General features: G+C 64.3%; 19 protein-coding genes. 12 read left to right on the forward strand and 7 right to left on the reverse strand.

The window, feature by feature from the left end; translation table 11 throughout:
- The first annotated feature begins 64 nt into the window (after positions 1 to 64).
- The 9 genes from B6V72_RS09445 to dxs all read left to right on the forward strand — a co-directional run bounded on the left by B6V72_RS09445 (position 65) and on the right by dxs (position 8,486).
- On the forward strand, positions 65 to 598 hold the full coding sequence (locus tag B6V72_RS09445; protein WP_088735409.1) for an acyl-CoA thioesterase: 534 nt from the start codon (positions 65 to 67) through the stop codon (positions 596 to 598).
- Between the two features lie 103 nt (positions 599 to 701).
- The gene (locus B6V72_RS09450; RefSeq protein WP_075775344.1) at positions 702 to 2,057 is read left to right on the forward strand and encodes an MFS transporter; all 1,356 of its coding nucleotides are present in this window, start codon (positions 702 to 704) and stop codon (positions 2,055 to 2,057) included.
- On the forward strand, positions 2,054 to 2,950 hold the full coding sequence (gene mepA / locus B6V72_RS09455) for a penicillin-insensitive murein endopeptidase (RefSeq protein WP_088719846.1): 897 nt from the start codon (positions 2,054 to 2,056) through the stop codon (positions 2,948 to 2,950). Before B6V72_RS09450 ends, mepA begins: the two co-directional genes overlap by 4 nt.
- The gene (locus B6V72_RS09460) at positions 2,923 to 3,852 is read left to right on the forward strand and encodes an esterase-like activity of phytase family protein (protein ID WP_075775342.1); all 930 of its coding nucleotides are present in this window, start codon (positions 2,923 to 2,925) and stop codon (positions 3,850 to 3,852) included. The genes mepA and B6V72_RS09460 overlap by 28 nt, the downstream gene beginning before the upstream one ends.
- A gap of 87 nt (positions 3,853 to 3,939) precedes the next feature.
- Positions 3,940 to 4,572 (forward strand): queuosine precursor transporter, encoded by a 633-nt coding sequence (locus tag B6V72_RS09465; RefSeq protein WP_075775341.1) that lies wholly within the window; start codon positions 3,940 to 3,942, stop codon positions 4,570 to 4,572.
- Positions 4,573 to 4,919: 347 nt separating this feature from the next.
- Positions 4,920 to 5,315: a c-type cytochrome gene (locus B6V72_RS09470; RefSeq protein WP_088735410.1), complete on the forward strand. Its 396-nt coding sequence runs from the start codon at positions 4,920 to 4,922 to the stop codon at positions 5,313 to 5,315.
- 125 nt (positions 5,316 to 5,440) lie between these two features.
- Entirely contained in the window at positions 5,441 to 5,677 is a 237-nt protein-coding gene (locus B6V72_RS09475; protein ID WP_075775339.1) for an exodeoxyribonuclease VII small subunit, read from the forward strand.
- Complete coding sequence (locus B6V72_RS09480) at positions 5,678 to 6,544, forward strand: polyprenyl synthetase family protein (RefSeq protein ID WP_088735411.1); 867 nt, start codon at positions 5,678 to 5,680, stop codon at positions 6,542 to 6,544.
- 19 nt (positions 6,545 to 6,563) lie between these two features.
- On the forward strand, positions 6,564 to 8,486 hold the full coding sequence (gene dxs, locus B6V72_RS09485) for a 1-deoxy-D-xylulose-5-phosphate synthase (protein WP_088735412.1): 1,923 nt from the start codon (positions 6,564 to 6,566) through the stop codon (positions 8,484 to 8,486).
- A gap of 42 nt (positions 8,487 to 8,528) precedes the next feature.
- On the opposite strand, the gene B6V72_RS09490 is transcribed toward dxs, so the two are convergent.
- From B6V72_RS09490 to mbfA, 5 genes are all read right to left on the reverse strand, one after another.
- Positions 8,529 to 9,146, reverse strand: coding sequence for an HAD family phosphatase (locus tag B6V72_RS09490; RefSeq protein WP_088723139.1), 618 nt, complete (start codon positions 9,144 to 9,146; stop codon positions 8,529 to 8,531).
- Positions 9,139 to 9,597, reverse strand: coding sequence for a YaiI/YqxD family protein (locus B6V72_RS09495; RefSeq protein WP_088735413.1), 459 nt, complete (start codon positions 9,595 to 9,597; stop codon positions 9,139 to 9,141). The genes B6V72_RS09490 and B6V72_RS09495 overlap by 8 nt, the downstream gene beginning before the upstream one ends.
- Positions 9,594 to 10,424 (reverse strand): S-formylglutathione hydrolase, encoded by an 831-nt coding sequence (gene fghA / locus B6V72_RS09500; protein ID WP_088735414.1) that lies wholly within the window; start codon positions 10,422 to 10,424, stop codon positions 9,594 to 9,596. Before fghA ends, B6V72_RS09495 begins: the two co-directional genes overlap by 4 nt.
- A gap of 10 nt (positions 10,425 to 10,434) precedes the next feature.
- Positions 10,435 to 11,352, reverse strand: a complete 918-nt coding sequence (locus B6V72_RS09505) for an AEC family transporter (RefSeq protein WP_088725212.1) — start codon at positions 11,350 to 11,352, stop codon at positions 10,435 to 10,437.
- A 127-nt stretch (positions 11,353 to 11,479) separates the two neighbouring features.
- On the reverse strand, positions 11,480 to 12,457 hold the full coding sequence (gene mbfA, locus B6V72_RS09510) for an iron exporter MbfA (protein ID WP_075775332.1): 978 nt from the start codon (positions 12,455 to 12,457) through the stop codon (positions 11,480 to 11,482).
- A 155-nt stretch (positions 12,458 to 12,612) separates the two neighbouring features.
- Here mbfA and B6V72_RS19180 point away from each other — a divergent pair, with 155 nt between their 5' ends.
- Entirely contained in the window at positions 12,613 to 12,777 is a 165-nt protein-coding gene (locus tag B6V72_RS19180; RefSeq protein ID WP_157771528.1) for a hypothetical protein, read from the forward strand.
- Here B6V72_RS19180 and B6V72_RS09515 read toward each other — a convergent pair.
- Complete coding sequence (locus tag B6V72_RS09515; protein ID WP_088723141.1) at positions 12,774 to 13,679, reverse strand: rhodanese-related sulfurtransferase; 906 nt, start codon at positions 13,677 to 13,679, stop codon at positions 12,774 to 12,776. The two genes, B6V72_RS19180 and B6V72_RS09515, sit on opposite strands and share 4 nt — an antisense overlap.
- A 98-nt stretch (positions 13,680 to 13,777) precedes the next feature.
- Between B6V72_RS09515 and pncA the strand changes: the two genes are divergently transcribed.
- Together pncA and pncB are read left to right on the forward strand one after the other, a co-directional pair.
- On the forward strand, positions 13,778 to 14,377 hold the full coding sequence (gene pncA / locus B6V72_RS09520; RefSeq protein WP_088735415.1) for a bifunctional nicotinamidase/pyrazinamidase: 600 nt from the start codon (positions 13,778 to 13,780) through the stop codon (positions 14,375 to 14,377).
- Positions 14,378 to 14,380: 3 nt separating this feature from the next.
- The gene (gene pncB, locus B6V72_RS09525; RefSeq protein WP_088723143.1) at positions 14,381 to 15,688 is read left to right on the forward strand and encodes a nicotinate phosphoribosyltransferase; all 1,308 of its coding nucleotides are present in this window, start codon (positions 14,381 to 14,383) and stop codon (positions 15,686 to 15,688) included.
- A 4-nt stretch (positions 15,689 to 15,692) separates the two neighbouring features.
- Here pncB and B6V72_RS09530 read toward each other — a convergent pair whose 3' ends face one another.
- On the reverse strand, positions 15,693 to 17,174 hold the full coding sequence (locus tag B6V72_RS09530) for an inorganic phosphate transporter (protein ID WP_075775461.1): 1,482 nt from the start codon (positions 17,172 to 17,174) through the stop codon (positions 15,693 to 15,695).
- Positions 17,175 to 17,252: the final 78 nt, after the last annotated feature.

Genomic DNA, 17,252 nt, shown 5'->3' on the forward strand with positions numbered 1-17,252 from the left:
CTCACGCGCATTTTCCGTAACGTCTCTCTTGACCGTCCCGCGGCGTCGCAGCACCAGTGCCCGCATGTACCCCGTTATCCGTATGGCCAAAGAGATCGTGAAGTTCCGCAACGCCCCGGCGCTGCCGATCACGGGCACGCATGTCAGCCAGCATATCTGCTGGCCGTGGGACATCGACCTCTGGATGGAGCTGAACAACGGGCGCACGCTGACGCTCTACGATCTCGGGCGAATTCCGCTTGCGATCCGCACAGGGCTCTGGGGCGCACTGAAGCGCAACAAATGGGCCATCGTGGTCGCCGGGAACACCACGCGCTATCGCCGCCGGGTGCAGGCCTTCCAGAAATTCGAGATGCGCTCGCGCTGTCTTGGCTGGGACGATCGCTGGATCTGGCTAGAGCATGCGATGTTCACCGAAAGCGGCGAATGCACCTCGCATGTGCTGATCCGTGGTGCCGTGACCTCGAAGAAGGGCATGATCCCACCGGCGCAGGTTCTGGCCGAGATGGGGCAGGACGCGACCTCGCCGCCGCTGCCCGAATTCGTGACCGCCTGGGCCGAGGCCGACCTCAAGCGTCCCTGGCCGCCGCAGATGTGACACTGCCGCGCCCGCGGCATGCCCCGACCGTCGAACCCCTTGCCAGACCGTCCTTTTTCGGGCTTGATCGCCGCAATTGCTGGCGCGGCGGGGAGAGGGCGACATGATCACGGCGAAGAAACGCATCTGGGGCTGGTGGTTCTTCGACTGGGCGAGCCAACCCTATAACACGCTGCTGATCACCTTCATCTTCGCGCCCTTCGTGAAAGACCTGATGGGCTCGGGGACCGCGGCGCAGACCGTCTGGGGTTATGGCGTGGGCATCGCGGGGATCATCATCGCGCTCGGCTCTCCCTTCCTCGGCGCGATTGCCGACCGATCGGGGCGGCGGATGCCGTTCATCTGGGTCTTCTCGGTAATGTACGTTCTGGGCGCGTGGGGGCTATGGTACGCGGTGCCGGGCGATTTCAAGCTGATGGCGATCATGATCAGCTTCGCCATCGGCATGATCGGTATGGAATTCGCGACCACCTTCACCAATGCGATTCTGCCCGATCTGGGTCCCCGCGAAGAAATCGGGCGCATCTCCGGCTCGGGCTGGGCGTTCGGCTATATCGGCGGAATGATCACGCTGTTCATCATGCTTTTGCTGCTGCAGGCGAGCCCGACGACCGGGAAAACCATGCTCGGGATCGAGCCGCTGTTCGGCCTCGACGTCGCCACGCGCGAGGACACCCGCGCGGTCGGGCCGCTCACCGCGATCTGGTACGCGGTATTCATGATCCCCTTCTTCCTCTGGGTGCGCGAGCCGCGCAAAGCCGACGCGCTGCCCATCGGCACGGCACTGCGCGGCGCATGGCCGGAACTGCGCGCGACGCTCCGCGCGCTGCCACATCGGCGCTCGCTGACCTCGTTCCTGCTCAGCTCGATGTTCTATCGCGATGCGCTCAACGGCATCTACACCTTCGGCGGGCTCTACGCGGCGGGCGTGCTGAACTGGTCGATCACCCTGATCGGCATCTTCGGCATCCTCGGCACGATCACCGGCGCGACTTTCGCATGGCTCGGCGGCAAGGCGGACGACCGCTGGGGGCCGCGCACGGTCATCATCACGACGCTCGTGATCCTCACGCTCGTGGTGCTCGGCATCGTGATGATCTCGCGCGAAAGCGTCTTCGGCATGGCCGTCACCCCCGACAGCAAACTGCCCGACATCGCCTTCATGGTACTTGGCGGCATGATCGGGGCCTGCGGCGGCGCGCTGCAATCGGCCTCGCGCACGATGATGGTGCGTCAGGCCGACCCGGAAAAGATCACCGAGCATTTCGGCCTCTACGCGCTGTCCGGCAAGGCCACGGCCTTCATCGCGCCGCTTGCAATCGGGATCACGACACAGATAAGCGGAAATCAGTCGACCGGCATCACGCCGATCATCGTTCTTTTGCTTTTGGGCCTGGTCCTGCTAGGCTTCGTGAGAAGCCACGGAGACCCTGCGCCCGAAGGACCCCCCTCACCATGATCGCGAAATTACTCGCCGCCGCTCTTTCTTTCAGCCTGATTGCCGCCCCCGGATTCTCCGAACCGCTCGCCCGCCAGCTTTTTGGCGCGGAAGCGGTAGCCTCGGCGCAGGCGCCCTCTGCCATCGGCTTCTATTCGCGCGGCTGCGCCGCCGGGCTGCAACGGATGCCCGAGAGCGGGCCGACATGGCAGGCGATGCGCCTGTCGCGCAATCGCAACTGGGGCCAGCCTGCAATGCTGACCTATCTGCAGGATCTGTCGCGCTACGCCGCGACCCTGCCGGGGTGGAACGGGCTCTATATCGGTGACATTTCCCAGCCGCGCGGCGGCCCGATGACCGGCGGCCATGCCAGCCACCAGATCGGGCTGGATGCCGACATCTGGATGCTGCCGGCCACGAACCTCAATCTCAGCCGCGCCCAGCGGGAGAAGATTTCCTCGATCTCGGTGCGCACCGCCGACCAGCGCCATATCAACGGCAACTGGACGCCGCAGCATCTCGAGCTGATGCGCCATGCCGCCGCCGATCCGCGGGTCGACCGCATCTTCGTCGCCGCTGCGGTGAAAATCGCGATGTGCAACACGGTGCCGCGCAACGACCGCGCTTGGCTGCAGAAAATCCGTCCGATGTATGGCCACAACACCCATTTCCATGTCCGCCTGAAATGCCCGCCCGGTGCGCGCTATTGCCAGACGCAGAAGCCGACCGTGGCGCAGCTGTCGAAGGGAGGCGACGGCTGTGACGAGACGCTGAACTGGTGGGTGACGGATTACCTCAACCCGCCGAAAACCGCAGCGAAGCCCAAGCCGAAAGGGCCGCCGAAAAAGAACGCCAAGACCTACGTCATGTCGGACCTGCCGAGCCAATGCCGCGCCGTTCTGTCTTCGCGCTGATCGCGGGGGCGGGGCTGGCGGTTCTCGCGGGGCTTGCGCCGGCCGGACCGGAACCGCGCGCCCGCTTCCTGCAAAGCTATCACTGGACGATGCCGGGCGTGAGCGTCTTCGGCGGCTTCTCGGGGCTCGAGCTGGGCCCCGACGGGCGCAACTTCATCACCCAATCGGACCGCACGACGATCTGGCGCGGGCGGCTGGACCGGGACGCGCAGGGCCGGATCAGCGACGTCGAAATCACCAACGGGCCGAACTGGCTTCACAGCTCCAAGGGCCGCGTGCTCAACCGCCATCAGGGCGACAGCGAAGGCTTGGCCCTGGCGCCCGACGGCTCGGTCTACATCTCCTTCGAAGGGCTGGCGCGGGTGTCGCATTTCCCGACCGACGGCGGTCCGGCCGAGCTACTGCCGCGCCCGGATGCCTTCGCGAAGATGCAGAACAACTCCTCGCTCGAGGCGCTGGCGATCGACGATCAGGGCACGCTCTACACGATGCCCGAACGCTCGGGCGCGAAGGACAGGCCCTACCCGGTCTGGCGCTATCGCGATGGCAAATGGGATCAGCCCTTCGCCATCCCGCGCTCCGATAACTGGCTGCCGGTCGGTGCGGATTTCGGGCCCGATGGCCGCTTTTATCTGCTGGAGCGCGACTTCTGGGGCCTTCTGGGCTTCCGCTCGCGCGTGCAGGTCTTCGACATCAACGGCGATTCGATCTCGGGCGGCGAGGTTCTGCTGGAAACCGGCGCGGGACGACACGACAATCTCGAGGGCCTGTCGGTCTGGCGCGACGACGAGGGTGCGATCCGCCTGACGATGATCTCCGACGACAATTTCCGGTTCCTGCAGCGCACCGAAATCGTCGAATACGTCCTGCCCAACACGCGCCGCACCGCCAAGAAGGATTGACGCGCGCGTCGTGACGGCGTATCGCGCGCCCTTGCCCGGGCTGATCCGGGCCATGTCTCCGCTACCATGTAAAAACGGTTGAACATCATGACCCGCTATATTCCTGGCATCATTGCCATGGCCGCAATCGTCGTGGCCTCGAACATCCTGGTGCAATTCCTCGTCGGCGACTGGCTGACCTGGGGCGCCTTCACCTACCCCTTCGCCTTCCTCGTCAATGACGTGATGAACCGTGTCTACGGCCCCGGTGCCGCGCGTCGCGTGGTCTTCGCGGGTTTTGTCGTGGGGGTGATCTGCTCGCTCATCGGCAGCCAGATCATGCTGCAGGGTGACGGCTTCACCTATCCGGCGGTGACGCTGCGCATCGCGCTCGGCTCCGGCGCGGCCTTCCTCGTGGCGCAGATGACCGACATCTTCGTCTTCGACAAGCTGCGCGACGGCGTCTGGTGGCGCGCCCCGGCGATCTCGACCCTGATCGGCGCCTCGCTCGATACGCTGATCTTCTTCTCGGTGGCTTTCTCGGCCGGGCTGACCTTCCTCGAGCCGGGCAACGACGTGTCCTGGGCGAATGAGACCCTGCCCCTGTTGGGCGTCGGGCCGACAGTGCCGCTCTGGGTGTCGCTGGCCACCGCCGACTGGCTTGTCAAACTTGCCCTGACTTTGATCGCACTGCTGCCTTTCAAGGCACTCGTCACGAAACTTTCTCCAAGACTTGCGTGATTTTTCTTGCCACACACAAAATCTGTGGCACGCTGTGGATAACGGCAACGCATGAAAGGAGGTGGTCCAGTGTCTAGAGTGATAGTGGAGAGAGGTGTCGGGACAGTGAGGGGGGCCGTGGCCTGAGGGCAAACCCTAGGGCAAAGAACCCTGACTGGGACGGCTGGATCCTTCGGACCCTAACCGGACCATCTCCGTAGATCTCGGAGGGTCATCTCGAATAGAGATGGCCCTTTTCGTGGGGCGCTCCGTAGCATACGGGGCGCCTTTCTTCGTTGACGCCGATCACAGACGTGATCACGTTTCGCGCCTAACCTTCCCCTGCGTCATCTTTGTGGGAGGATACAATGCGCTTCACTTACCTCATCGTCGCGGCATGTCTCGCCGCGACGCCGACCATCGCTCAGAACGCCGATGTCGGCAAAGTTCTCTACGACCAATATTGCGCCAGCTGTCATGGCGACGACGGCACCGGCACCGGGCCGATGGCCGAATATCTGACCGTGAAACCTGCCGATCTGACCGGGCTTGCCGCCGCGAATGACGGCGCGTTCCCGATGCTCAAAACGATCCACATCATCGACGGGCGCACGGGCGTGCGGGCACATGGCGGGCCGATGCCGGTCTTCGGCGAGGTGTTCATGGACCAGGGCGGGCACGGCGCGCCGTATTACACCGACGTGCTGGCCACGCGCGGGCGCGTCCTCTCCCTCGCGACATATCTCGAATCGCTCCAGAAATAGGCGACAAGACGTTCGCTGCTGGGCCGGGTTCGCGGGGTGATCTCGACTCCGCGAGCCGGATATGGTTTGCAGGAAGCTGGGCGTCAGAGCCTTATTGGACGACATATCACCGGGAATGCAGATTGATGAGCGATATTAACGCGCTGAGCTTCGAAGAGGCGATGAAGGCCCTCGAGGAAGTCGTGGGCAAACTGGAACACGGCGACGTGCCCCTCGACGAGTCGATCAAGCTCTACGAGCGCGGTGCCAAGCTGAAAGAGCATTGCGCCAAGCTTCTGAAGGAGGCCGAGGCGCGGGTCGAGAAGATCACGCTCAATGCCGACGGCGCACCGCAAGGCACGGCCCCCGCCGAAGGTCTGTAAATGTTCTCCTCCCGTTTGAAAGAGGTGCAGGCGTCCGTTCAGGTCGCGCTCGATGCCGCCGTGGCGCGCCAGCCGGAGGGGCCGTTGCGCGACCCGATGCATTACGCGCTGCAGGGCGGCAAACGGCTGCGCGCCTTCCTCGCGATCGAAAGCGCCGCGATCTTCGGAATTCCCGAAGCTCAAGCGATGCCCGCCGCCGCCGCGGTCGAGGCGCTGCACGCCTACAGCCTCGTGCATGATGATCTGCCCTGCATGGATGACGACGATCTGCGCCGCGGCCAGCCGACGATTCACGTGAAATGGGACGAGGCCACCGCCGTGCTCACCGGCGACGTGCTGCAGACGCTTGCGTTTGAGCTTTGCGCCGATCCCGTCCTCGGCCCGGCAGAGCGGCGCATCGCGCTCAGCCTCGCGCTTGCCAAAGCCTCCGGCGCGGCGGGCATGGGCCACGGTCAGGCGCTCGACATCGCGGCGGAAAGTGCCACCAATCCCCTTTCGCTGAGCCAGATCACCGCGCTGCAGGCGGGCAAGACCGGGGCGCTGATCTCCTTTGCCTCCCGCGCCGGCGCGATCCTCGCAGGCGAAGACGAGGGCCCTCTGAGCGATTTCGCCGATGCGGTCGGTCTGGCCTTTCAAATTCACGATGACATCCTAGATGTGACGGGCTGCGAAAAGGCCGCCGGGAAGCGGGTCGGCAAGGACGCCGAGGCCGGCAAGGCGACCTTCGTTTCGCTGCTCGGCCTTGCTGGCGCGCGGCTCCGCGAGGGCGAGCTGATCGACCAGGCGATAGACGCGCTTTCACCTTACGGCGAGGAAGCGGAAAACTTGCGGGCCGCTGCGCGTTTCGTTATCTCCCGCGAAATGTAGCGCGCCTAGGGGGTAGCCAATGAGCGATAACCCGAACGACCAAACGGCCACGCCGCTCCTCGACAAGGTGCGACTGCCGTCCGATCTGAAAGGCCTTTCCGATCCCGAGCTGAAAACGCTCGCCAACGAGTTGCGCGCCGAAACGATCTCGGCGGTGTCGCAAACCGGCGGCCATCTGGGCGCGGGTCTCGGCGTGGTCGAGTTGACGGTCGCGCTGCATGCCGTGTTCGACGCGCCGCGCGACAAGATCGTCTGGGACGTCGGTCACCAGTGCTACCCGCACAAGATCCTGACCGGGCGTCGCGACCGCATCCGCACGCTGCGCACCAAGGGCGGGCTGTCGGGCTTCACCAAGCGCTCCGAATCTCCCTACGACCCGTTCGGCGCGGGACATAGCTCCACTTCGATTTCGGCCGCGACCGGCTTCACGATGGGCCGCGAGCTGGGCGCCGAGACCGGCGACGCGATTGCCGTGATCGGTGACGGCGCGATGTCGGGCGGCATGGCCTTCGAGGCGATGAACCATGCAGGCCACTTGGGCAAACGCATGTTCGTCGTGCTCAACGACAACGAGATGTCGATCGCCCCGCCCGTCGGCGCGCTGTCGAGCTATCTCACGCGGCTTTACTCCGAGGCCCCGCTGCAGGACCTGAAATCCGCCGCCAAGGGCGCGGTCGGTCTGCTGCCGGTGCCGTTCCAGCTGGGCGCGCGGCGCGCGAAAGAGATGCTGAAAGGCATCGCGATGGGCGGCACGCTGTTCGAGGAGCTCGGCTTCTCCTATGTTGGCCCGGTCGACGGACACGATCTCGATCAGCTTCTGCCGCTGCTGCGTACGCTCAAGGCGCGCGCGACCGGCCCGGTATTGATCCATACGCTGACGAAGAAGGGCAAGGGCTATGCCCCCGCCGAGAGCCGCCCCGATGGCGGTCACGCCACCGCGAAATTCGACCTCAACACCGGCGAGCAGAAGAAATCGCCCTCCAACGCCCCGAGCTACACCAAGGTCTTCGCCGAAAGCCTGATCAAGGAAGCGGCGAAAGACGAGAAGATCGTCGGCATCACCGCCGCCATGCCGGACGGGACCGGACTGAAGCAATTCGCGGGCGTCTATCCGCGCCGCTGTTTCGACGTGGGCATCGCCGAGCAGCACGCCGTCACCTTCTCTGCCGGTCTCGCGGCCTCCGGTATGAAGCCGTTCTGCGCGATCTACTCGACCTTCCTGCAACGCGGCTACGACCAGATCGTCCATGACGTCGCGATCCAGCGCCTTCCCGTGCGCTTCGCCATCGACCGCGCCGGTCTGGTGGGCGCGGATGGTGCGACCCATGCGGGCTCGTTCGACGTGGGCTTCATGTCCTCGCTGCCCGGCATGGTCGTGATGGCCGCCGCCGACGAGGCGGAGCTGGTCCATATGGTCGCCACCGCCGCAGCATATGACGACGGCCCGATCGCCTTCCGCTATCCGCGCGGAGAAGGCATGGGCGTCGACATGCCCGAAGAAGGCGTGCCGCTGGAGATCGGCAAGGGGCGGATGATCGCGGAGGGTGCGCGCGTTGCGATCCTCTCCTACGGCACCCGTCTCGCCGAGGTTCTGAAAGCCCGCGAAGCGCTGCAAGCCCGCGGCCTTGCGCCGACCATCGCCGATGCGCGTTTCGCGAAACCGCTCGACACCGATCTGATCGACCGGCTGGTGGCGGAGCACGAGGCGCTGATCTGCATCGAGGAAGGCGCGGTGGGCGGCTTCGGCAGCCATGTCGCGCAATACCTCTCGGATCAGGGCGTCTTCGATCACGGATTCAAGTTCCGCTCGATGGTGCTGCCCGACACGTTTATCGATCACGCCTCGCCCGAAGATATGTATCACTCGGCGGGCATGGATGCGCCGCAGATCGAGGCGAAGGTGCTCGAACTTCTGGGCGTTGCGGTCGCGAAACGCGCCTGAGATAAGTTTTCCTTATTTTCGAGGCGGCTGCATAAGTTCAACTTATGCGGCCTCCGCCTCCTCCAGCAGCCCTTCCTCGACCAGCCGCCGCGCCCAGCCTTCGGGCCCGTCGAAGAGATGCGTCTTCCAGCCGAAGGTATGCGCCGTCGCGATATTGTCGGCGCGGTCATCGGTGAAGATCAGATCCGAGCCGGACAGTCCCGACGCGTCCTCGACCATCTGATAGATCTTCGGATCGGGCTTCGTGACGCCCATATGGCCAGAGATGAAATCGCGGTCGAACTCGCGCAGGAACGGGTAATGCGTCGCCGCGAAATCGTAGCTTTCGATCCCGAAATTCGTCAGCGAGAAGACCGGTATCCCCTTGGCCTGCAGGGCTTTCATCAGCCGCTGCGAATGCGGGATACCCGGCGAGGCCATCTCGATCCAGTCGTCGTGCCAACGCCGGATCGCATCGCGCCAGCTCGGGTATTTCTCGGCCCATGCGTAGATCGTCTCGCGGAAGGGCGCGCCGCGGTCGATCTCGTCATTCATGCCGTGCAGATCGACCTCTGTGAACATCTGCTCGCGGGTCTCGCGCGGCATGATCCGGTCGTAATGCCGCTCGGGTTGCCATTCGATCAGCACATTTCCGATGTCGAAGATAACTGCCTCAACCATTCTTAACCTCTCTTGCCGCCGCCCGCGCCACCCGGTCGAGCGCATCCGAGAACCGCGCCCGATCCGCCTTGGAGAACGGCTTGCCGCCGCCCTGCCGGAACGGATCGGCAGAGCGCAGATCCGCCATCAAATCCCGCGTTGCCATAACGTTGCCGATATTGGCGGGCGTCAGGGCCTCGCCATCGGGGCGCAGGACGCGCGCGCCGGACTCGACGCATTTTGCCGCCAGCGGAATGTCATTGGTGATCACCACATCACCGACGGTCGCCCGCTCGGCGATATACATGTCGGCCACGTCCGGCCCCTGATCGACATAGACCATCTCGACCAGCGGATTGGGCGAGGGCCGCAGCCCGCCATTGGAGACCAGCATCAGCTTGATCCCGAGACGGGTCGCGACCTTCTCGGCCTCGGCCTTCACCGGGCAGGCATCGGCATCGACCCAGATCACGCCCAGAGCGCCTCGGCGTGGAACTCGATGTGGTCGGGAATGAAAGTTGAGACGAAATAGTAGCTGTGATCGTAACCTTCCTGAATCCGGAAGGTGCCGGGCTGACGGCGCGCGGCCATCGCCTCGGCCAGCGCCTCGGGCTTCAGCAGATCGAGGAACTGATCCGAGCCGCCCTGATCGATCAGCACTTCGCCGTCGAACCCACGCTCGCGCATCAGAAGCGTGGCATCATGCGCGGCCCATGCGGCCTCGTTGTCGCCCAGATAGGCGCTGAACTGCTTGCGGCCCCAATCGCTTTGCGTCGGGTTCGCGATCGGCGCGAAGGCCGAGACGGACCGGAAGCGCTCGGGCTGGTGCATCGCCAGCGTCAGCGCGCCATGCCCGCCCATCGAATGGCCGGTGATCGCCTGCCGCTCGGTATCGATCTCGAAAGCGGCGTCGATGGCGTTCGGAAGTTCCTCGGCGATGTAATCCCACATCCGGAAATGCGGCGCCCACGGATCCTGCGTCGCGTTGACGTAAAAGCCCGCGCCCTGCCCCAGATCGTAATCCTCATGGTTGGCGACGCCCTCGCCGCGCGGCGAGGTGTCGGGGAAAACGAGCGCGATCCCGTGCTCGGCCGCAAACGCCTGTGCGCCAGCCTTGGTCATGGCGTTCTCATGGGTGCAGGTCAGTCCCGAGAGATACCACAGCACCGGAACCGGCCCGTCCTCGGCCTCGCGCGGCAGGAACAGCCCGAAGGTCATCTCGCAATCGTTGACCTTCGAGGCGTGCGAGTAGACGCCTTGGACGCCTCCGAAACAGCGGTTTTCCGAGATCGTTTTCATCAGAGCCTCCTTAGCCGTGAACCCAGTGGATGACCGCCGGAACCGTGAGGATCGAGACGGCGGTCGAGACGAGGATGGACGCCGAGACGCGCTGCGGCGCCACCCCGAAATGCTGCGCCAGAATATAGACATTGCCCGCGACCGGAAGGGCGGCGGCGGCGATCATCACGCCTGCCGCGAAGGGATCGACGTCGAAGATCAGAAGCGACGTGATCGCGATGGCCGCCGGATGCAGGAAGAGCTTGCCGAAGGACAGCCAAACCGCCGGCGCGGGTTTCTCCGCCGATTTCCCCGCGAGCGACGCGCCAATGGCGAACAGCGCGCCCGGCGTGGCGGCGGCGCCCAAAAGCGTCATGAATTCCTCAAGCGGACCCGGCATCGGCAGCTTCAGCCCCGCCCAGGCGAGCCCCGCCACCATCGAGACGATCATCGGGTTCTTCACAAGCCCCAGCGCGATCGGCGCGAGAGAGACCTTCCCGTGCCGCGCGGCGGTGATGAAGATCGTGATGATCGAGGAGAACACGATCAGATCGCAGCTCAGCACCATCAGCACCGGCCCGACCGCTGCCGGTCCCAGCAGCACCACCAGCATCGGCACGCCGAGGAAGCCGGTATTGCCGGTCATCGAGGTATGCGCCTCCATCGCCGAAAGCGCGGTGGGCAGCTTGCGCGCCTTGGCGACGGCGAAAGTGATCAGCCAGACCGCGCCCGAGCCGGTCAGATACGCAAGGATGAACTGCGGATCGACGAGCGCGTCCAGATCGAGATTGGCGGAGAATTTGAACAGCATCGCCGAGAGCGCGAAGTAGAAGACGAACTTCGTCAGCCACGCGGTCGCCTCGGCGGTGAAAAAGCGGATCTGTCCGGCGAACCAGCCAAGCCCGATCAGGGCGAAAAAGGGCAAGGTCTTCAGAAAGATCTCGAGCATGGCCAAGGGCTAGCATGCGCCTTTGGCAAGTGCCAGATACGGAATGTGACCCATGTACCCGTGGAAAGGCGGGGATGCCTCCGGCGGGGATATTTTCGCCAAGCCGAAGGCAAATCGCAGGTCGGCGTCAGCCGCCGCCGATCAAGACACCGGCCGCAAAGACCAGCGCACCACCGAGCACGACCTGGAAGGCCGCGCGCAGGAAGGGCGTTTCCATGAAGCGGTTCTGGATCCACGCGATCGCCCAGAGCTCGATGAACACGACGATGATCGCGATGGTGGTCGCGGTCCAGAAATCGGGGATCAGGTAGGGCAGCGCGTGGCCCAAGCCACCCAGCATGGTCATCACGCCCGAGGCGATGCCGCGCTTGATCGGCGAACCGCGGCCCGAGATCACGCCGTCATCATGAGCGGCTTCGGTGAAGCCCATCGAGATGCCCGCGCCGACTGAGGCCGCGAGGCCCACGAGGAAGGTGGTCCAAGGATTTTGGGTCGCGAAGGCGGTGGCGAAGATCGGCGCGAGGGTCGAGACCGAGCCGTCCATCAGCCCGGCGAGACCCGGTTGCACCCAAGTCAGGATGAACTGGCGATGGGCCTGACGGTCTTCTTCTTCCTTCTCGCTCTCGGGCAGATGCGTGCCGGTCAGCTCTTCGGCCTTCTTCTCGTGGCCGAGTTCGGCTGCGGCGAGATCGCCCAGCAACTCGCGCGTGCTGGCATCAGAGCTACGCTGGGCGGCGAGCGTATAGAACTTGCCCGCCTCGCGCTCCATCGCCTCGGCCTCGCCGCGGATCGTATCGAGTGATAGGTTCTTCGTCAGCCAGATCGGTTTGCGGTTGTAGAAGCCCGCGACATGCTCGCGACGGATCAGCGGGATTACTTCGCCGAAACGCTCCGTGTGCCGGGCGATCAGGAGGCGGCGATGCTCGTCTTCCTCTTTCGCCATCTCGTCGAAAATCTTCGCGGAACCCGGAAACTCATCGCGCAGATGCTCGGCATATTGGCGGTAGATGCGCGCGTCGTCCTCCTCGGAGGAAATCGCGAGCGCAAGCACTTCCTGTTCGGAGAGATCGTCGAAACGGCGGCGTGACGCGAAACCGGGAAGCATGGGAGGCCCTCTTTTTTAGAACGGTTCTAAAATAGGCGGCTTTGCCTCCAGTGCAAGGCAGTATTTTGAACCATTCAGTTCATTAGGTCTTGATTTCCGAACCGAACGGTTCATATTGCATTCCGAACCAAGTAGTTCAGTTATGGAGAACCGCTATGAAACGTCTCGCTTACGCCCTTGTTCTGTCCGTGTTTGGCGCGACTGCCGCGTCGGCTGGCGTCGGGGATTTCTCGCTGCCGCGTCTGGACTTCCCGACCACCGGGGCTCCGACCGTCACGCAAGGCTGCAACGATCTGACGCAGGTCTGCGCGGATAATTAATCGCGTCCAAGATGCGCTTCGCCCCGCTCGGCGGCGAGGCGCATCTGACGTTCGCGCTCGCGGAAGCGGTCGCGATCGGCATCGGAATACTCGCCGATGCAGCGGTGACAGGAGACGCCTTCCTCGTAATCGGGGTGGCGTTTGTCTTCCGCGGAAACCGGACGGCGACAGGCGTGACAGCTGTCGTAATCGCCCTGTTTCAGCCCGTGGCGCAGGCTCACGCGCTGATCGAAGACGAAGCAGTCGCCCTGCCAGAGCGAGCCGTCTTCGGGCATGTCTTCGAGATATTTCAGGATGCCGCCCTTGAGGTGATAGACCTCGGGCACCCCTTCCGAGAGCAGGAAATTCGTCGATTTCTCGCAGCGGATACCGCCGGTGCAGAACATCGCGACGCGCTTGTTATGGAAGCGATGCGCATTGTCGCGCCACCATTGCGGAAATTCGCGGAAGCTCTTCGTGCCGGGGTCGATGGCACCCTCGAAAGTGCCGATCTCGATCTCGTAATCGTTGCGCGTATCGATCACCACCGTGTCGGGCGAGGAGATCAGCGCGTTCCAGTCCTGCGGCTCGACGTAATGGCCGACGCGGGCTTTGGGATCGATATCGGGCTCGCCCATCGTGACGATCTCGCGCTTGAGCCGCACCTTCATCTTGCCGAAAGGCATCTCGGCCGCCGCGCTTTCCTTCCATTCCAGATCGGCGCAGCCCGGCAAGCCGCGGATATGCGCCAGCACCGCATCGATCCCTTCACGGGTCCCGGCGATCGTGCCGTTGATCCCTTCGTGCGCGAGCAGGAGCGAGCCTTTCACACCTTGCGCGCAGGCAAGCTTCGCCAGCGGGGCCTTCAAGGCCTCGGGAGACTCGAACCGGGTAAAATGGTAAAGGGCGGCAACGGTGAACATGGGCCTCGCATTAGCGCCGTGCAGGGGCATTAGGCAAGAGCCGTTGACCATGTGGGGCCCGCGCCCTACCCATGGAGAGACCCTGCGGGAGAGACAAAATGACCAAAGCCCTGATCGTGATCGACGTGCAAAACGATTTCTGCCCCGGCGGCGCGCTGGCAGTCTCGGGGGGCGACGAGATCCTTCCGCGCGTGAACACGCTGATGACCGAGTTCGACACCGTGGTGCTGACGCAGGATTGGCACCCGGCGGATCACGCCTCTTTCGCGAGCCAGCACGAGGGCGGCGCGCCCTTCACGCAGATTCACATGGAGTATGGGCTGCAGACCCTCTGGCCGGATCATTGCGTCCAAGGCAGCAAAGGGGCGGAGTTCCACCCCGATCTCGCCGTGGACCGGGCGCAGCTGATCATCCGCAAGGGGTTCCGGCGCGGCGTCGACAGCTATTCGTCTTTCTTCGAGAACGACCACAAGACGCCGACCGGGCTTGCAGGCTATCTGCGCGACCGGGGCATCGAGGATCTGACCTTCGTTGGGCTCGCCACCGATTTCTGCGTCGCGTGGTCGGCGCTGGATGCTGCGAAGCTGGGCTTCCGCGCGACCGTGATCGAAGGCGCCTGCCGGGCGATCGACCTCGACGGCTCGCTGCAGGAGGCGCATAGCGAGATGCGCTCTGCCGGTGTGAAGCTGGAGGCCTGATCCATGGTCGACATCGCGAGCCGCGTCTATAACCACAAGTGGAAGATCGACCCGATCGTGCGGTCTCTGATCGACACAGATTTCTACAAGCTATTGATGTGTCAGTCGATTTTTCGCAACAAGCCGGAGACGCGGGTCAAGTTCAGCCTGATCAATCGCAGCAAGTCGATCCGGCTGGCGGAGTTGATCGACGAGGCGGAACTGCGCGAGCAACTCGATTATGCACGCTCGTTGAAATTGTCGCGCGGGGAGAGCACCTGGCTGCGCGGCAACACGTTCTACGGCAAGCGGCAGATGTTCCGCTCGGATTTCATGGAATGGTTCGAGGGCTATCAACTGCCGCCCTACCATCTGGAAAAGCGCGACGGGCAATATGAGCTGACCTTCGAAGGCAAGTGGCACGAGGTCATGCTCTGGGAGATTCCGGCGCTCGCGATCCTGATGGAGCTGCGCGGCAGGGCAGTGCTGAACACGATGGGGCGGTTCGAGTTGCAGGTGCTTTATGCCCGCGCGATGACGAAGGTCTGGGAGAAGATCGAGGCGCTGCGCGAGTTGGATCACCTGCGGATCGCGGATTTCGGCACACGGCGGCGGCACAGCTTCCTGTGGCAGGACTGGTGCGTGCAGGCGATGCTCGAAGGCTTGGGCGACATCTCCGAAGGGGGCGCGTTCACCGGGACCTCGAACTGCCTGATCGCGATGCGGCGCGACATCGAGGCCGTGGGCACCAACGCGCATGAGATGCCGATGGTCTATGCGGCGCTGACCAATAGCGATGCGGAGCTGGCAAAGGCGCCCTACAAGGTGCTGGCCGATTGGCATGAGGAGCATGACGGCAACCTGCGTATCATCCTGCCCGACACCTACGGCACGAAGGGTTTCCTCGATCACGCACCGGATTGGCTGGCGGGCTGGACCGGTATTCGCATCGATTCGGGCGATCCGGCGACCGGCGCGGATATCGCGATCGACTGGTGGAAGGCACGCGGCGAGGACCCGCGCCAAAAGCTGGTGATCTTCTCGGACGGGCTGACCGTCGACAAGATTCGCGAGTTACACGCGCAGTTCGCCGGGCGCGTGAAGGTCAGTTTCGGCTGGGGCACGCTGCTGACGAACGACTTCCGCGGGCTGGTGCCGCATGACGCGCTTGCGCCGTTCAGCCTCGTCTGCAAAGCGGTCGAGGCCGATGGGCGTCCGACGGTGAAACTGTCGGACAATCCCGAAAAGGCGATGGGGCCGGAGGCGGAAATCGCCCGCTACAAGCGCGTCTTCGACGTCGGCCAGCAGCAGGCGATGAAGGTCATGGTCTGAGCGATCAGGTCATCGCGTTGAGGATCAGGTAGAACACCGCCGAGAGCGCGGCCGAGGCCGGGACGGTCACGATCCACGCCGTGGCAACAGTCATCATATGCGAGCGGCGCACCAGTAGGCGGCGTTTGCGCTCTTCCGGCGGGACGGGTTTGCCCTTGCGGGTGCCCAGCTCACGCGCGCGTTTCTCGGCGTGCCACTCGCGGTAGAAACCCACGCCGAAGATGCCGCCGACCGCGATATGCGTCGAGGAGACCGGCAGACCCAGCCAGGACGCCACGATCACGGTGATCGCCGCCGACAGCGCCACGCAATAGGCGCGCATCGGGTTGAGCTTGGTGATCTCGTTGCCGACGAGGCGGATCAGCTTGGGCCCAAACAGCAACAGACCGAAAGAGATGCCAAGCGCACCCACGGCCATCACCCAGAACGGGATGTCGACCTGCGCCGCGATATCGCCCTGCTCCACCGTGTGCACGATGGCGGCGAGCGGACCCACCGCATTGGCGACGTCATTCGCACCATGGGCGAAGCTCAGCAGCGCAGCAGAGACGACGAGCGGCAGGCCGAACAGCGTCTTGAGGGACTTCTTGCGATTCTCCATCCCCTCGGATTGGCGGCGGATCATCGGGATCGTGATCAGCCAGCCCACAAGACCGACGACGAGCCCGATCAGGACGGCCTCGACGATCGTGATCTTGAACAGGTGCTTCAGGCCTTTGAGCGCGAGATAGGCAGCGAAGGCCCCCGCCATGATCCCGATCAGGATCGGCACCCATCGCCGGGCGGCCGCGATCTTGTCGTCGACATAGATCACCTTGGACTTGATAAGTGCGAGGAAGGCCGCCGCGATCACCCCGCCGAGGATCGGCGAGATCACCCAGCTTGCCGCGATCATCCCCATCGACGCCCAGTCGACCGCGCCGAAGCCCGCGGCCACGATGCCCGCGCCGACGACGCCGCCGACGATGGAGTGCGTGGTCGAGACCGGCGCGCCCAGCCATGTCGCGAGGTTCAGCCACAAAGCCGCCGCCAGAAGCGCCGCCATCATCGCCCAGACGAAATGCCCGGAATCGGGCAAGGCGGTGGGTTCGATGATGCCTTTCGCGACGGTCTTGACGACATCGCCGCCCGCGACGAGCGCGCCCAAGCTTTCGAAGATGGCGGCGACGATCAGCGCCCCGATCAGCGTCATCGCGCGTGAGCCCACGGCGGGGCCCATGTTGTTGGCCACGTCATTGGCGCCGATGTTGAGCGCCATATAGGCCCCGATCGCGGCCGCGAAGATCACCACCAGCTGGCCAGGCTGACCTCCCACCAGCACCGCGGCCACCAGTCCGGCGAGCACGATGAAGGCCAGCGCGACTCCCGGCGCAACCATGCCGCGCGCCACGAATTGCGCGGCGCTTTCGACACGACCGATCCGCTTGAGATCCTTGTCGAGCGTTTTCCACTGATTGACGCGGGACTCGTTGTCTTGATTGGCCACCGTCACGAACCTGTCATCTAATTGTCAGAACCCGCGCGGGGTAACGGGTTTGACCCGCTGTGACAAGGCGTCAGGCCC

It is taken from the genome of Thioclava sp. F34-6 (assembly GCF_002213235.1).
Taxonomy (GTDB): Bacteria; Pseudomonadota; Alphaproteobacteria; order Rhodobacterales; family Rhodobacteraceae; genus Thioclava; species Thioclava nitratireducens.

What these genes read in the sequence shown, in the direction of transcription:
- B6V72_RS09490 (WP_088723139.1), bottom strand. Translation starts at nt 9,146, where the DNA reads ATGGTTGAGGCAGTTATCTTCGACATCGGAAATGTGCTGATCGAATGG.
- B6V72_RS09450 (WP_075775344.1), top strand. Translation starts at nt 702, where the DNA reads ATGATCACGGCGAAGAAACGCATCTGGGGCTGGTGGTTCTTCGACTGG.
- pncA (WP_088735415.1), top strand. Translation starts at nt 13,778, where the DNA reads ATGACCAAAGCCCTGATCGTGATCGACGTGCAAAACGATTTCTGCCCC.
- pncB (WP_088723143.1), top strand. Translation starts at nt 14,381, where the DNA reads ATGGTCGACATCGCGAGCCGCGTCTATAACCACAAGTGGAAGATCGAC.
- B6V72_RS19180 (WP_157771528.1), top strand. Translation starts at nt 12,613, where the DNA reads ATGAAACGTCTCGCTTACGCCCTTGTTCTGTCCGTGTTTGGCGCGACT.
- mbfA (WP_075775332.1), bottom strand. Translation starts at nt 12,457, where the DNA reads ATGCTTCCCGGTTTCGCGTCACGCCGCCGTTTCGACGATCTCTCCGAA.
- B6V72_RS09460 (WP_075775342.1), top strand. Translation starts at nt 2,923, where the DNA reads ATGCCGCGCCGTTCTGTCTTCGCGCTGATCGCGGGGGCGGGGCTGGCG.
- B6V72_RS09445 (WP_088735409.1), top strand. Translation starts at nt 65, where the DNA reads ATGTACCCCGTTATCCGTATGGCCAAAGAGATCGTGAAGTTCCGCAAC.
- B6V72_RS09470 (WP_088735410.1), top strand. Translation starts at nt 4,920, where the DNA reads ATGCGCTTCACTTACCTCATCGTCGCGGCATGTCTCGCCGCGACGCCG.
- mepA (WP_088719846.1), top strand. Translation starts at nt 2,054, where the DNA reads ATGATCGCGAAATTACTCGCCGCCGCTCTTTCTTTCAGCCTGATTGCC.
- fghA (WP_088735414.1), bottom strand. Translation starts at nt 10,424, where the DNA reads ATGAAAACGATCTCGGAAAACCGCTGTTTCGGAGGCGTCCAAGGCGTC.
- B6V72_RS09505 (WP_088725212.1), bottom strand. Translation starts at nt 11,352, where the DNA reads ATGCTCGAGATCTTTCTGAAGACCTTGCCCTTTTTCGCCCTGATCGGG.
- B6V72_RS09480 (WP_088735411.1), top strand. Translation starts at nt 5,678, where the DNA reads ATGTTCTCCTCCCGTTTGAAAGAGGTGCAGGCGTCCGTTCAGGTCGCG.
- B6V72_RS09475 (WP_075775339.1), top strand. Translation starts at nt 5,441, where the DNA reads ATGAGCGATATTAACGCGCTGAGCTTCGAAGAGGCGATGAAGGCCCTC.
- B6V72_RS09465 (WP_075775341.1), top strand. Translation starts at nt 3,940, where the DNA reads ATGACCCGCTATATTCCTGGCATCATTGCCATGGCCGCAATCGTCGTG.
- B6V72_RS09515 (WP_088723141.1), bottom strand. Translation starts at nt 13,679, where the DNA reads ATGTTCACCGTTGCCGCCCTTTACCATTTTACCCGGTTCGAGTCTCCC.
- dxs (WP_088735412.1), top strand. Translation starts at nt 6,564, where the DNA reads ATGAGCGATAACCCGAACGACCAAACGGCCACGCCGCTCCTCGACAAG.